The sequence below is a fragment of the Campylobacter rectus genome, assembly GCF_004803795.1.
GTDB lineage: Bacteria > Campylobacterota > Campylobacteria > Campylobacterales > Campylobacteraceae > Campylobacter_A > Campylobacter_A rectus.
This window is the reverse complement of the sequence record NZ_CP012543.1, coordinates 819,018-833,023: the sequence shown is the minus strand read 5'-3', so window position 1 is coordinate 833,023 and position 14,006 is coordinate 819,018. Positions and strand designations below refer to the sequence as shown.

General features: G+C 45.0%; 13 protein-coding genes. 3 read left to right on the top strand and 10 right to left on the bottom strand.

Annotated elements, in window-relative coordinates; all coding sequences use genetic code 11:
- Positions 1-95: 95 nt before the first annotated feature.
- The 4 genes from CRECT_RS03975 to rpmB form a co-directional block, all read right to left on the bottom strand.
- Positions 96-2,189, bottom strand: a complete 2,094-nt coding sequence (locus tag CRECT_RS03975) for an RNA degradosome polyphosphate kinase (RefSeq protein WP_002945983.1) — start codon at positions 2,187-2,189, stop codon at positions 96-98.
- Positions 2,190-2,800: 611 nt separating this feature from the next.
- Positions 2,801-3,025, bottom strand: coding sequence for an HP1242/YdcH family protein (locus CRECT_RS03970; protein ID WP_002946011.1), 225 nt, complete (start codon positions 3,023-3,025; stop codon positions 2,801-2,803).
- Positions 3,026-3,359: 334 nt separating this feature from the next.
- A complete protein-coding gene (locus CRECT_RS03965) occupies positions 3,360-4,484 on the bottom strand; it encodes a potassium channel family protein (protein ID WP_002946009.1) in 1,125 nt (374 codons plus the stop codon).
- Between the two features lie 27 nt (positions 4,485-4,511).
- Positions 4,512-4,703, bottom strand: a complete 192-nt coding sequence (rpmB, locus tag CRECT_RS03960) for a 50S ribosomal protein L28 (protein WP_002945979.1) — start codon at positions 4,701-4,703, stop codon at positions 4,512-4,514.
- Positions 4,704-4,839: 136 nt separating this feature from the next.
- Between rpmB and CRECT_RS03955 the strand changes: the two genes are divergently transcribed.
- From CRECT_RS03955 to CRECT_RS03945, 3 genes are read left to right on the top strand one after another with little or no spacing between them, the layout of a single operon-like run.
- Entirely contained in the window at positions 4,840-6,285 is a 1,446-nt protein-coding gene (locus CRECT_RS03955; protein ID WP_227932189.1) for an STAS domain-containing protein, read from the top strand.
- Between the two features lie 12 nt (positions 6,286-6,297).
- On the top strand, positions 6,298-6,945 hold the full coding sequence (gene rpe, locus CRECT_RS03950; protein ID WP_171992669.1) for a ribulose-phosphate 3-epimerase: 648 nt from the start codon (positions 6,298-6,300) through the stop codon (positions 6,943-6,945).
- Positions 6,942-7,811, top strand: a complete 870-nt coding sequence (locus tag CRECT_RS03945; RefSeq protein ID WP_004320400.1) for a 3'-5' exonuclease — start codon at positions 6,942-6,944, stop codon at positions 7,809-7,811. Before rpe ends, CRECT_RS03945 begins: the two co-directional genes overlap by 4 nt.
- A gap of 197 nt (positions 7,812-8,008) precedes the next feature.
- On the opposite strand, the gene CRECT_RS03940 is transcribed toward CRECT_RS03945, so the two are convergent.
- The 6 genes from CRECT_RS03940 to CRECT_RS03915 form a co-directional block, all read right to left on the bottom strand.
- Entirely contained in the window at positions 8,009-9,097 is a 1,089-nt protein-coding gene (locus CRECT_RS03940) for a sulfatase-like hydrolase/transferase (RefSeq protein ID WP_227932186.1), read from the bottom strand.
- A 661-nt stretch (positions 9,098-9,758) separates the two neighbouring features.
- Entirely contained in the window at positions 9,759-10,304 is a 546-nt protein-coding gene (gene cysE, locus CRECT_RS03935) for a serine O-acetyltransferase (RefSeq protein WP_004320449.1), read from the bottom strand.
- Between the two features lies 1 nt (position 10,305).
- Positions 10,306-11,217: a cysteine synthase A gene (gene cysK, locus CRECT_RS03930; protein ID WP_004320422.1), complete on the bottom strand. Its 912-nt coding sequence runs from the start codon at positions 11,215-11,217 to the stop codon at positions 10,306-10,308.
- Positions 11,218-11,318: 101 nt separating this feature from the next.
- Positions 11,319-12,212 (bottom strand): Gfo/Idh/MocA family protein, encoded by an 894-nt coding sequence (locus CRECT_RS03925; protein ID WP_004320426.1) that lies wholly within the window; start codon positions 12,210-12,212, stop codon positions 11,319-11,321.
- Positions 12,205-13,290, bottom strand: a complete 1,086-nt coding sequence (locus CRECT_RS03920; RefSeq protein ID WP_004320432.1) for a DegT/DnrJ/EryC1/StrS family aminotransferase — start codon at positions 13,288-13,290, stop codon at positions 12,205-12,207. The genes CRECT_RS03925 and CRECT_RS03920 overlap by 8 nt, the downstream gene beginning before the upstream one ends.
- Positions 13,291-13,298: 8 nt before the next feature.
- Positions 13,299-13,967, bottom strand: a complete 669-nt coding sequence (locus tag CRECT_RS03915) for a 3-methyladenine DNA glycosylase (RefSeq protein ID WP_004320414.1) — start codon at positions 13,965-13,967, stop codon at positions 13,299-13,301.
- Positions 13,968-14,006 lie beyond the last annotated feature (39 nt).

Genomic DNA, 14,006 nt, shown 5'->3' with positions numbered 1-14,006 from the left:
GAGGCGCTTTTAAATTTGGCGACGGGAGTTACCATGTAGGTAATGACCGAGCCAAATTTACAAGCAACGAAGTATAGAGCAAAAAGACGAGCCGCTTAACTTTCTTTCAAAAGTTTCGCCACCATCTGCTCGCTCTTCCCCTTATCGGTATCCTTTTTCGTCGCCTTATATATCCCGCTCACGTACTCTTCGAGCACCTCTTGCGAGTTTATGCGCGCGTCGCCCTCTTTTGGCGTTACTTTAGCGTATTCGCCGCTGTTTTGCAGCTCAAACGCCAGCTCGTTATCGCTAAGCTGCAAGCGTAAAAACTCGAGCAAGCGCTCTTGCAAATTTTTATCGATTATCGGCGTCATAAGCTCTAGGCGGCGCTCGAGATTTCGCGGCATCCAGTCAGCCGAGGCTATGTAAATTTGAGGGTCGGCGTGCCTGAAATAAAATATCCTCGCATGCTCAAGATACTTGCCGATGAGCGATCTCACGCGGATATTTTCGCTAAGGCCTTTCACACCCGGGCGCACGCAGCAGATGCCCCGCACGATGAGGTCTATTTGCACGCCGGCACTGCCGGCTTTTACCAGCGCGTCCACGATGTCGCTATCGACCAGTGCGTTCATCTTCGCTACTATCCTGCCTCGCTCGCCGCGCGCGGTTTCGGCCTTTATCATCTCTAGCACGCGCTCTTTTATCTGCATCGGCGACATCAAAAGCGTCTGAAGGCGGCGGTTTTTAGAAAAGCCCGAAAGTATGTGAAAAAACGTCGTCGTATCGCTGGCAAATTCCTCCCTGCTCGTAAAATAGCTCACGTCGGTGTAAATTTTCGCCGAGCCGCCGTTGTAGTTGCCCGTGGCTAAGTGCATGTAAAATTTGAGCTTGCCGCCTTCTTGGCGGATGACTTGGCTTACTTTAGCATGCACTTTAAAGCCCGTGATGCCGTATATCACGTGTGCACCCGCATCTTCTAGAGCTTTTGCCCAGTGCAGGTTGTTTTCTTCGTCAAATCTCGCCTTTAGCTCGACCATCACTGTTACTTGTTTGCCGTCGTTCGCCGCGTCGATGAGAGACTGGATGATAGGCGAGTTTTTATCGACCCGGTAAAGCGTCATACGGATCGAGATCACGCGCGGGTCTTTGCCGGCTTCTTTTATAAACTGCACGACGGGATCAAAGCTCTCATACGGATGCACGATCAAAACGTCTTCTTTGTCGATGACGTCAAACATCGAGAGATGGCTGCTAAAAGGCGGCAGGGTCTTTGGCGCATACGGCGGCAGGCAAAGGTGCGAGAATTCTTTATTTCCCACGATTTGCCAGAGCGAATTTAGCGTGAGCGGGACGGTGTATTCGTAGATGTCCTTGTAAAAAATCTTCATATGCGAGTTTAGAAACTCGACTATATCGGCGTCGGCGTTCTTTTGTATCTGCATGCGCACGAAAGCCCCTTTTCGGCGTAGCTTGAGCCCTTGCTCGAGGATCATCATAAAATCGTCCGCCTCTTCCTCTTCGATGACGATGTCTGCGTTTCGCGTGACTCTAAACGCCGCTGAGCTAAGCAGCTTGTAGCCTGGGAAAATCTCCTCGGCATGGCGATGCACGATCGTTTCTATCGGTACGTAGACCTCGTCGCTAACCTGATAAAACCGCGGTAAAACGCGCGAAATGCGTATCATACCAAATTTCAGGATCTCGGGACTGTCCGCGTCGGCAAGCTTAACCGCGAGACTAAAGCTTAGGTTGTTTAGATGCGGATACGGATGCGTGGCGTCAACCGCGATAGGCACGATCACGGGCAAGATATTTGAGAAAAAATATTTGTCGCATTTCGCCTGCAACTCCGGCGAAATTTCGTCGTAGTTTTTTATAAAAAGTCCGTTTTGCGCAAGCTCTTTTAGCGCGTCTTTATAGTGCTTTTCTACGATCGCAAGTTCGTCTTTTATATATTTTCTGATCTCTCTTAACTGCTCGAGCGGGCTCATGCCGTCGCTACCGCTAGCCGCTACCCCCGCGGCAAAAAGCTGCTTAAGTCCTGCGATCCTGATCATATAAAACTCGTCCAAATTCGTCATATAAATCGCGATAAATTTTAGCTTTTCAAGCGGCGGCAAAGCCTTTTCGCACTGGGCTAAAACGCGCGAGTTAAAGCGTAGCCAGCTAAGCTCTCTATTGATAAAAACGCTTTTTTTATCGTTCATTTTTCATCCTTTTTAACCTTTCATAAATTTTATCGAATTTTCTCTTAAATCACGGACTTCCGAAAAGCCGCGAGTTTGTGCTATAATAAATGAAAAATAAATTTAGCCTCAAATTTGACAAGGAATAAAAATGGAATACGTTTGGGCGGTCGTGGTTTTGTGCATAGGGATAGCGGTTTTTTGGGCGTTAAAAAAGATTTCGATGTAACAGCCGCTTACCTTTTTCGCTTCGCTTGCAACTTGCAGACGAGCGCTTTTAAATGAGTTTTTCGCTCTTATAACAATCTAAATTATTCGGCCTTGCTCGCAAAAGCTTCAACAATATAAAAATCGTCTCGTGCGCTTGCGACTGCGAGCGAAGCGAGGTAGAAAATGCGGCGCCTTAGCTCTTTGCGTTTAAATTTGAAGTCAAATTTGCAAATTTGAGTTTTATAAGCTTCCACACTGCAAAAAATCAAATTTTAGTTTCAAATTTACGACAATCAAAAAGCGATAAATTCGTTCCGGTTTTAAACGGCAATCAAATTTTAGATGAAATGATAAAATTTTGCGGATTTTAAGAAGATTTTGAAGTAAAAAGCGACGGAGCAAGCTCGTCCGCCACGGTTAGTTTAAAGATTATTTTCCTTTTTATATTCGGATAAAAATGCGTAAATTTCATCTTTTAATCTGAGCTTTTCGCGCTTTAGGGTATCGACTTCCGCATCGTTATAGATGTTGCCTTTTTGCATCTGGGCGATTTTTTCATCTAGCTCGTTGTGTTTGTCGAAAAGCGAAGTAAATCTCGCATTCGCACCCTTTAGCTTAGTTATAAGCTCTCTTTCTTCATGAAACATATTTTGCTCCTTTTGTGGATTAAATTCAATTTAATTTTAGCGAATGTATTTTTAAGAGACGGTTAAAAACACGCCTTATTTGGGCTATTTGGTGAAATTAGAAACAAAAATTCATTCGACTTGCGCTTAACTCAAATTTGACAAAATGCATTAATTTTTGCAAGCCTTAAAAACTACTAAATTTAGAATAATTTTATAAAAAAGCGACTTTAAATTTGTAAAAATTTATAAATTTGCGCCAAATGCGAGACGGTTCCAGCGGTGCAGTAAAAACTACGCCGAATTTTTAAAAATTTAAAATGCAAAAACGCTCAAACCGCAAAAACGCCCGAATTTAGACGTATTTTAACTCTTCGGGTTTATGCCTGCTTTTGATGACGCGTTTGGTTAGACGTATGGACTCGCCCGTGCCGATAACCAGCAGCTTCGTGCCGGTTCCGATCAATATATCGCCTTTTGGCATCGGAATAAATTTATTATTTATGTCTTTGATGCCCACGACGTCGGCGTTTGTTATATTTCGCAGATTGGTTTCTTTTAGACGTTTAAAGCGCACCCACGAGTAGTCGGGCACCGAGATCTCCTCGATGTCGATCGGCGAGTCTTGCTTATACAAAAACTGCTCGAGCAAATTTTCCATATCCGGGCGCACGCTCATAGCGCTAAGGCGCTGGGCGACGAGCTTTGAGGGGCTCACGACGCTGTTTGCTCCAAGCTTTTTTAACCGCTCGGTGTCGTCTTGACTGTCGGAGTTTGTCATTATAAAATACGGTTTTTTGCGCCCGATCTCTTTTTCATAAAGCCTCACGGTGGCGATAAGCGCGATGTTGTCGGCGATATTTGGACTTAGCGTGATCATACCTTTTGCGCTCGAAAAATGCGTCTTTAAAAGCGCGGTTTGCGTGTGCGGCTGAGAGACGATATAGTAGGGATATTTGTATTTTTCGGCGATCTCGGGCAGGTCTTCTCGCGGGTCAATAACGACAAAAGGGATGTGATTTTCCCTAAATTCGCGGCTTAGCTCCATAGTGTATTGATTGTGATAGCAGATGACAAAGTGGTTTTTCAACCTTGCGATCTTGTATAGCATTCGTCTTTCCTTTATGATCGCTACGAGCGCGCCCTTTTTCAAAACTTCGAGCATCAAACCCGTAGAAAACGTAAAAACGGCAAAACCCAGCAAGATAAACGTGATGGTAAAAAGCCGTCCGGCCGGAGAAATGGGCGCGACCTCGGTAAATCCGACGGTCGTAAAAGTCATACCCGCCTGATATATCGCGTCTATCAGGCTAAAGCCGTCGATCGTGACGTAGCCCATAGCCCCGATCATCATCATCAAAACGACTAAGATGAGCGGTAGGCGAAAAGGGCGAAGTTGTTCGTAGAGTTCGGTATTGAGGTTGATTTGAGGTTTGGCGGAACTCGACCAGTTGAGGAATTTCAAAATCTTTTCAAACAAAGACAACTCCTCAAATTTGCGGTAAATTTAGCGTGACTGTTTTCTCATCGTTCTTAGCGTAGAAGCGGCTACCTTGATCTTTCTTGTAGTTCCGTCTTCTAGCGTGACGCGGATGGTTCGCAGATTTGGCAAAAATCTTCTTTTCGTTCTGTTTTTGGCGTGGCTGACGTTGTTGCCTACCATCGGACCTTTGCCCGTTATTGCACATACTCTTGACATATTTGTTTCCTTAAAAATAAAAATTTCTGCTGATTTTATCCAAAAAAAACAAAATATTAACTTAAAGCGTCTTTTGTAGGCGTATCGGTTTTTAAACTGAATTTATGGATAAAAAAGCTAAAATAACGAAATTTAAATGCAGTTAAATTTCAAAAATTTATCGGCTGATTTTTTTAGCAAAATATCAAAAATTTTAGGAAAGTTTTATTCCACATTTATGAGATTAAAATTTAAAGACAACATAGCGATATTTTATCCTCTTGGCTTTTTAGACGGAGATGTCGACAAATATGAAATCAGCGATAGAAATAGAAAATATCTGCTCCAAAAAGCCCCGCGCCATATCCTAATATCGCTTAAAAACGCCGTTTATTTTAATAAAGTAGGCTTTAACTTAATCCTAGATATCGTCTCGGGACTAGCAAAGCAAATCAATGCCGACGTAGGCTTTTGCGACTACAATGACATTAAATTTAAAGCCCTAAAAAGGATGTCCAGAGATGTTTCGAGCGTATCGTTTTTTGAGACCTCAAACGTTGCGCTATTGTTTTGGGGCACCTTTGAGCCTGAGTTTGTAGATAGACGTATCATCGTTTTTAACGCGGACGCCGAGCAAAAACGCCAAATCGCGCTAAGACTCTCGGGGCGCGGATACAAACCCGTGATCGCAAAAGACTTTAACGAATTTAACCGCTTGCATAAACAATTTGAATACGTAATCCATCTCACCGACATAAAATCAAGTAAAAAAGATATCAAAATAACACTCAAAGAAAACGTCGTTGTTTATGGATTGGAGGGCTTTATAGACTCGGCTTTTGCGGAAAATTTCGACTATAGAGTTTTTCTAAATTCGTTAAAAGTCGGTTTTAAATTTTTTGTTTTCGACATCGGAAAATCAAGCTCCATCAACATCCACGGCGTGTCTTTTTTAGCCAAGCTCGCGATGGAGTGCGCGGAGTTTGGCGCGACCATAGCGGTATGCGGACTAAGAAAAGCCAGCACGTCAAAAGCTCTTATCTACGATTTGGAGGACTGCGGGATACTGCTTTACGACACGGTGGATGACTTTTTTAACGATGACGCGACTATAGAGGGCGGCGGCGGCATAGGCGAAGAAAAGCCTAAAAATATAACAAAAGAGCTTATAGACGTCCTGCCCAGCATCCTAAAAGTAGTGATGGATACGCTGGCGTCTTTGTCAAATTTACCCGTGTCCCGCGTCAGTACGGAGATATCGAATTTTAACTGCAATGAGGATGAATTTTGCATGGGATCGGTAGCCTTTTACGGTGAGATGAATGCTAAATTTATTCTTTGCCTCGATAAATACGCCGTTCGTAAAATCTGCAAAATTTTACTCCAACAAGACGAAAGCGTGAGCATAACGGAGGCCTATGCAGACCTGCTCAGCGTTATCTCCGACCGTATCGAAGCGTGGCTAAAAAGCCAGAAAATAGAAGCAAATTTCACCCTCCCGCATGTTTTTGAAGCGATCAAAGAAGAGGACAAAAAAAACAAGGGCGTCCTCGTGCGGCTCGATATAGACGGTTTGGACGCGATATTTTTTCTAAGTAAATAAAAGGATAATAAAATGTATGTAGCGCCCAGTATTTTATCGGCCGATTTTGGAAATTTAAGAGCCGAGATCGAGGCCATCTGCGAGGCCGGAGCCGATCTCGTGCATGTTGATGTGATGGACGGACATTTCGTGCCTAATCTAACCATCGGACCCGTAGTCGTAAATGCCGTCGCCAAGGCCGCCACAAAGCCGCTAGACATACACCTGATGGTGCAAAATAACACCTTTTTTGCCGATCTTTTTTTGCCGTTAAAGCCTAAATTTTTAAGCTTTCATATCGAGGAGGAAAAGCACCCGCTACGCCTAATAGATCACATCCGCAGCCGCGGCACAGGGCCTGCGATCGTGCTAAACCCGCATACTCCGATTTCTACTATCGAACACATCATAGACGAGGTCGATATGGTGCTGCTAATGAGCGTAAATCCGGGATTTGGCGGGCAAAAATTTATCCCCTCCGTGCTCGAAAAAGCTCGCGGCTTGCGCGAAATGATCGAGCGTAAAAACGCCAAATGTATGATCGAGGTAGACGGCGGCGTGACGGGACTAAACGTCGCGCAGCTCGATGAAGCGGGCGTGGATATCGTCGTGGCGGGCAGTTATATATTTTCGTCAAATTCCTACGAGCACTCGATCCGCTCGCTAAAGCTCGAGTTTTGAATCAAGATTTCGAAGCTCTGCTAGCCGTCATCGCCAAGCGAAACGTAGCCTATGCCGACTTCGTCGCCGAAACCAAGCAAATGAACGAATACGCCGAGCTTTTCGACGTTCGCGACGTGCAAATGTGGCGCGCACTGGGACTTGACATAACCCGCACCGCAAAAAACCAAATCGAACTAAAAACGCGGCGCCGAACGATAAAAGATCAAATTTTTTGCGTCGTAGATATAGAAACCAGCGGCGGCATAAATAGCGGTCAGATCATCGAAATCGGCGCACTAAAACTGCAAAACGGCGAAATAATCGGCAAATTTGAGACCTTCGTGCACGCGCCCTACGTCCCGGAAAATATCAGCGAGCTAACGGGCATCACCGCAGAACACCTAAAAAACGCGCCGAATTTAGCCTTTGTTATGGAAAAATTTAAAGTTTTTTTAGGCCAAAGCGTTTTCGTCGCGCACAACGTCCGCTTTGATTACGGCTTTATCGGCGCGACACTGGAGGCGCTAGGATACGGCGAGCTGCTAAACCACAGACTCTGCACGATCGACTTAGCCCGCCGCACCATCGCCTCGCCAAAATACGGCCTGGGCACGCTAAAAGAGATTTTAGGCATAAATAACGCCCACCACAGAGCCCTAAGCGACGCTATCGCGGCGGCTGAAATTTTTAAATATTCACTGCAAAAGCTCCCGAGCGAGGTAAAAACGACTGAAGATTTAATAGAGTTTAGCAAATCGGCCAAGACGATGAAGCAACTAAAAATCACGATGAACGAAGCCGGCGAGCTCGCTAAACTGGACGCGGCGGCGCAGGCCGATAAATTTGACGATAAAGAAAATTTAGGCGAAGTAAGCGAAGCTTGAAATTTAAACGTCGGCGGCAAAATACAAAAAGAAAAAGAGCCAAAACTTCCGATATTTGAGGAGTCAATTTAGCAAAATTTGAAAGTAAAATTTAAATTATTCGACACTAATTTTTATCAAAGCGGTACAAATTTTATAGTTATCACATCCGTTTTTGACGAAAAACGACAACGATTATAAATAAACTTCCGTCAAATTTATTTGGCAACTCCTGATTTTTGAACTTTTGCGGCTTCCTCATATGAAATTTTAGTAAATACCTTGCTGGCGTTATTAAAAAACTCACTATCCGCTGCAAAAGGAAGGCTATCTCTTGCAAGTAAATTTCTACCGAAATTCATCTCGTCCAATATGCCCAAATACCCAAGCACGGTAGTAAAAGTATCAAATGAGGTGCCTCTTTTATCTATCGTAAATTCCCCGTTCAAATCCTCATCAAATATGATAAATAAATCTTTTGAACCCTTTAGTTTGTCGCCAAAATCGCCACCGATATCGCCCGAGTAAAAAAGAGGATGATCGTTTTGCACGATAATAATCGTATCTTTGCCATATTTGCTAGAACGTATTTTTTCGATAAATTCGCTTATCAGTTTATCGGTGCAGTGCACTGCTCTAAGCATCCGAGCATCGCTTGCGTTATAGTACAAATCCTCGCATGACTTCGATATAAATCCGTTTGGCGAGTGTGTGGAAAGAGTGATAAATCCCATCAAAAAAGGCTTTCCTGCCTCGCTTAAACGCTCAAAATCACCGTAAGCGACGTCTAACATATCATCATCCTGCACACCCCACTCATTTAACCGTGCAGCACTATTTTGCGCTAAAATTTGCTCCTTGCCTTTTGTTTCACAGTATTCGCGCTGACTTAAAAACCTGTCCGTCTCTTGAAAGGTTAAGCTTGCACCTTTGATGAAAAATGTATAGTACCCCAAAGATTTTAAAATTTCGCTTGCACAGGTTATGTTTTTGCTAAAATTCTTAGACCTCAGCTCATCGCTTGGAGCAAAAGTATAGTTTGCTGCGCAATGCGCCCCAAAAAACCCTTTAATCGTAAAATCGGTGTCGCGTATATGCTTGATATTTGTAAATTCCATTCTATTTTTTAATGCATTTAGTTTCGGCGTAAGAGCTGGAAACAGCTGCTCATCCGTATATGCTCTATCAAAACTTTCTAAAAAAATATAAACGATATTTTTTCTCTTGATAGGCTCTCGAGGAGCCGGAACGGCAAGATACGGATAAATTTGCTTTTTTATATCGTCTACGTGAGGTTTTAGCTGCAAATAAAACTCATATGCATAAATACAAAAAGGATTTAATAAAAATGCCACCACGATGCAAGGTGCGAATAAAAAGCCAAATTTTGAAATACGGTCAAATTTAATTATACGAACGCTAATAATAACGCAAAATAGTAAAATAGCAAAACATATTGCACTCAAAATTGCTATTTCGCGCGCAAAGCTTATGATGGGTGCGCCTTTTATGGACGTATTAAAAAAGGACACAACAAAAAGCCCGAAATGTTTACTAAAAACAAAAAATAACAACAAGTCAAAACCAAGAGTTATAATATAAACAAGTGATAATACACCAACGATAATTTTTAAGCTTTTACGGGGTAAAAATGCGGCAAAAAACAGCGAAGCGATAAAAAATATAACCGAAACAAACGTCAAAAACAAACTCCTTGATTAATAAAGTGCAATTCTAATAAAAGTGCACTAAAAATCATATAAAAAGTTAGACATTTTAAGTAGCGAATTTATAAAGGCTCAAGATAAGTTAAAAACTCCTTTGAAGGTTTTTAACTTATCTTGAGCCAAATTTAAAAAGGACGCAACAAGCACACCGACAAAAATACATCAAAATTTTACAATTTGGTAAAAGAAAAAACGAAGTGAATTTTTAAAAATAACAGTCCGAGTCGGCGCAAATTTGACCCTACTCACCGACTCGTTCGCCGTTTATTCGCACGATCCTAGCGGGGATGCCTACGACCGTGGCGTTATCAGGTACGTCTTTTAGCACGACCGAGTTTGCGCCTATTTTGGCGTTTTCGCCGATTAGGATGTTTCCCAGCACCTTTGCGCCGGCTGCTATCGTGACGCCGTTTTTTACGGTCGGGTGGCGCTTGCAGCACTCTTTGCCCGTGCCGCCTAAGGTCACTTGATGATAGATCAACACATCATCGCCCACTTCGGCCGTCTCGCCGATAACCACGCCCATACCGTGATCGATAAAAAGCCGCCTGCCGATCTTGGCGCCCGGATGTATCTCGATACCCGTCAAAAGTCGCGAAATTTGCGAGATAAAGCGCGCCATAAAACACCAATTTTTAACGTATAAAAAATGCGCAAATCTATGAAAAAAGACGGCGTGGATGCCCGGGGTATTGATAAGGATGGCTCCGTAGCCGCACGAGGCCACCGACGGGTCTTTTTCCTTTACGGTCGCGACCAGCTCATTTATCTCGGCGATCAGTCCCAAATCACACCTCGTAAAGCGGAGTACTAAGATATCTCTCGCCGTTATCCGGAGCTATGAAAAGCACCTTTTTGCCTTTACCCAGCCTCTTTGCGACCTTTACCGCAGCCGCCAGAGCCGCGCCTCCGGAGATACCTAGCAAGATACCATCCTCTTTAGCCAGCTTTCTAGCCGCCTCAAAGGCCTCATCGTTATCCACGCGCTCTATCTCGTCGATGCAAGCCGTATCGAGCGTAGCCGGGATAAAGCCTGCTCCTATGCCTTGGATCTTGTGCGGGCCGGGTTTTTCGCCCGAGATCACGGCAGAGTCGTTTGGCTCGACGGCGATGATTTTGGTTTTATAGCCGTTTGCTTTTAGCGCTCTTGCAGTGCCGCTTAGCGTGCCGCCCGTGCCTACGCCCACTACAAACGCGTCAAGCTCCCCAAAGTCATCCATGATCTCTTTTGCCGTCGTTAGCTCGTGAGCCTGCGGGTTAAATTTATTCTCAAACTGGCTTAGCATCACGTAGCCTTTTTCGCGCACGAGCTCGTTTGCTTTTTCGATCGCGCCTTTCATACCTTTTGCGCCCTCGGTTAGCACTAGCTCCGCTCCGTAGGCCTTTTGCAGCTTGCGTCTTTCTATACTCATGGTTTCCGGCATCACTAGTACGACCTTATATCCTAGCGCCGCGCCGACCATAGCCGCGCCTATACCGGTGTTGCCGCTAGTCGGCTCCACTATGACGTCGCCTTTTTTTAGCGTGCCCTCTTTTTGCATACCAAGGATCATATTTGCGGCGATTCTATCTTTTACCGAGCCGCCCGGATTAAAAAACTCAAGCTTTGCGTAGACTTCAGCCATGCCCTCTTCGTGCACGCTGTTTATCCTTACGATCGGCGTTTTACCGATGGTTTGAACGATGTTTTCATATATCATTTAGACTCCTTTTGAAAAAATCGTGTAATAATAACTTCTTTTTCCATAAATATAAATAAAATATAAAAAAATAAATTTTCTTTTATATTTCAGCCTAAAATTTAGCTCGCATTCTCTATGATTTTTAGCGTTTTTAGGCTGTCTTCTATGCTAGCGCCCGCGCTTTGCTCACCGCCTAAAAGACGCACGAAGTCCTCTAGTTCGCTTGTTAGCGGATCAGCTCTTTTGACGAATATATTTTGCGTTTTATACGAGCTAGCGTCAAATTCGCTAAATTTAACGAGGCTTTGATTTAGCAAATCAGCCTCGTAAACTGCCCCCTTACACGCGACCTCGACCGTTCTTTTGCGTCTGTGCGCTAGCCAGCTAGTAGCGATTAGAGCCGTTATCTCGCCCTCAAGCTCAAACGACAAAACCGCGTTATCTTCAAATTTAGCGTGGATTTTGCGCGAGCATTTTATATCGGCGCTTTTTATCTCTTTGCCGCTTAAAAACCTAATGAGATCGATATCGTGCACGGCTAGATCGGCCAGTATGCCCACATCCGCGATTCGCTGCGGAAAGGGCGCGTTTCTGGTTATTTGCACGTTATAAATTTCCTCGTTTTCAAGCTCTTTTTTTAGAGCCGCGATCGCGGGGTTAAAGCGCTCGACGTGCCCGACGGCTACCTTTATATCTTGCCGCTTAGCTTCGTCAAGTAAAATTTGAGCATCTGCGGCATTTGCGCAAACGGGCTTTTCTATAAGCAAATTTAGCCCCTTTCGCATGCATTTTAGCGCCGCTTCTTTATGTAGCGAGGTCGGCGTAGCGATGACGGCGGCGTCTAAATTTTCGTTCTCTAGCATCTCGTCAAGACCCAAGTAAATTTTTTGCGCGAAATTTTCCTTGCTAAACGGATCGCAAAGCGCGATTATCTGCACGCCCGCGACGTTTTGCAGCGCGCGGTAGTGGTTTTTGCCCATGACGCCAAGACCTATGAGCGCAAATTTAAGCATTATTTATAACCTCGATGACATAGTCTTGCTCCTCTTTGGTTACAAACGCGGACATTGGCAGCGCCATTATATCCTGCGCTACCGCTTCGCTCACGGCAAAATCCCCAAGCTTGTAGCCAAGATCCTTAAACACCTCTTGCAAATGCAGCGGTACGGGATAATAAACACCCGTCGGCACGCCTTTTTGCGCGCAAATTTCTAGCATTTTCGCTCTATCTTTTACGCGGATGCAGTACTGCGCCCACGCCGATACGTTACCCTCCGCAACAAAAGGCGTTACGACGCCTTTTAGCTCGCTAGTATATCTCGCCGCGATCTCTTGGCGTTTTGCGATTTCGGCGTCAAGGTACTTTAGCTTGACGTTTAAAATGCCCGCCTGGATGGCGTCGAGTCTGCCGTTTATGCCGACGTATTTGTGGATGTAGCGCTCGGACTGACCGTGGTTTAGCAGGATGTGTATCTTTTCGTTTAGGGCGTCGTCGTCCGTAAATATCGCGCCGCCATCGCCGTAGCAGCCAAGCGGCTTAGCGGGGAAAAACGAGGTCGTAGCGATGCGCGAGAGGTTGCAGGACTTTACGCCGTTTTGGCTCGCGCCAAAGCTTTGTGCCGCGTCCTCGACGACGGTTAGGCCGTGCTTTTGCGCGACGGCATTTATCGCCGCCATACCCGCCGCCTGCCCAAAAAGCGACACCGGCACGATAGCCTTGGTCTTTGGCGTGATCTTTGCCTCGATCAAATTTGGGTCTATGTTATACGTCTTCTCGTCGATATCGACGAACACGGGCTTCGCGCCCAAAAACGCTATCATCTCGGCCGTAGCGATAAAGGTAAAAGGCGTCGTGATGATCTCGTCGCCGGGCTTTATATCAAGCGCCATAAAGGCAAGTAGTAGCGCGTCCGTGCCGCTACTACAAGCTATAGCATGCTTTGCGCCGCTAAATTTAGCCAGATTTTCCTCCAGCTCGCCGACCTTGCCGCCGATATAGACCGAGCTATCTAGCACCTCTTTGATCTGCTCGTCGATTTCGTTTTTGTATTTTTGATACTGAGCTTGTAAATTTATAAAATTTATCTTCATCTTCGCCCCTATTTTATGGATTTTAGTATCTCTTCGCCGGTTTCGTCCAGCTTTTTGCCGTTAAAGTGCGCCTTGCAAAACTCCACTATCTTGCCGTGAAATTTGGCGTAAATTTCATTCATCTCTAGCTCGCGTCCGTACGCCTCGCAGATCCGCTCGCTATCTACGGCCTCCAGCCACTCCTGCGCCTCTTCGTAGCTTTCAAACTCATATCCAAAAAAGCTCAAAATCCGCAAAGCGTAGCTATCTACGACCATCACCTCGCGCCCGCACGCGTAGCAAAGCACTGCGTCGCAGGTCTCCGCGCCGATGCCTTTGACGCCTAGCAGCCACTCGCGGCTCGCGTTTTCTTTGAAATTTTCAAAATCTCCGAATTTTTTAAAAATCGCCTCGCAAAGCGTTTTTAGGCGTTTTGCCTTGGTGTTGTAAAAGCCGCTTGGCTTTATGAGTAGGGCAAGCTTGGCCGCGGGAGTTTTTACGATACCTTCCAGGCTCATCAAATTTGCGTTTTTTAGATTATTTAGCGCCTTATCTACATTTTTCCAGTTTGTATTTTGCGTGAGAACCGCACCTACCACAACCTCAAAAGTGCCGGCTCCCGGCCACCAAAGAGGGCCGTCCGCGTCGGCTTTTACGCCCGCGTTTTTTAGCACCAAAAAAAGCTGCGTGCTATCCATCGTTTTTCCTTTTTATATTTTTAGAGTAAATTTTAGCCA

What these genes read in the sequence shown, in the direction of transcription:
- CRECT_RS03975 (WP_002945983.1), bottom strand. Translation starts at nt 2,189, where the DNA reads ATGAACGATAAAAAAAGCGTTTTTATCAATAGAGAGCTTAGCTGGCTA.
- CRECT_RS03970 (WP_002946011.1), bottom strand. Translation starts at nt 3,025, where the DNA reads ATGTTTCATGAAGAAAGAGAGCTTATAACTAAGCTAAAGGGTGCGAAT.
- rpmB (WP_002945979.1), bottom strand. Translation starts at nt 4,703, where the DNA reads ATGTCAAGAGTATGTGCAATAACGGGCAAAGGTCCGATGGTAGGCAAC.
- CRECT_RS03955 (WP_227932189.1), top strand. Translation starts at nt 4,840, where the DNA reads ATGCAGTTAAATTTCAAAAATTTATCGGCTGATTTTTTTAGCAAAATA.
- rpe (WP_171992669.1), top strand. Translation starts at nt 6,298, where the DNA reads ATGTATGTAGCGCCCAGTATTTTATCGGCCGATTTTGGAAATTTAAGA.
- cysK (WP_004320422.1), bottom strand. Translation starts at nt 11,217, where the DNA reads ATGATATATGAAAACATCGTTCAAACCATCGGTAAAACGCCGATCGTA.
- CRECT_RS03925 (WP_004320426.1), bottom strand. Translation starts at nt 12,212, where the DNA reads ATGCTTAAATTTGCGCTCATAGGTCTTGGCGTCATGGGCAAAAACCAC.
- CRECT_RS03920 (WP_004320432.1), bottom strand. Translation starts at nt 13,290, where the DNA reads ATGAAGATAAATTTTATAAATTTACAAGCTCAGTATCAAAAATACAAA.
- CRECT_RS03915 (WP_004320414.1), bottom strand. Translation starts at nt 13,967, where the DNA reads ATGGATAGCACGCAGCTTTTTTTGGTGCTAAAAAACGCGGGCGTAAAA.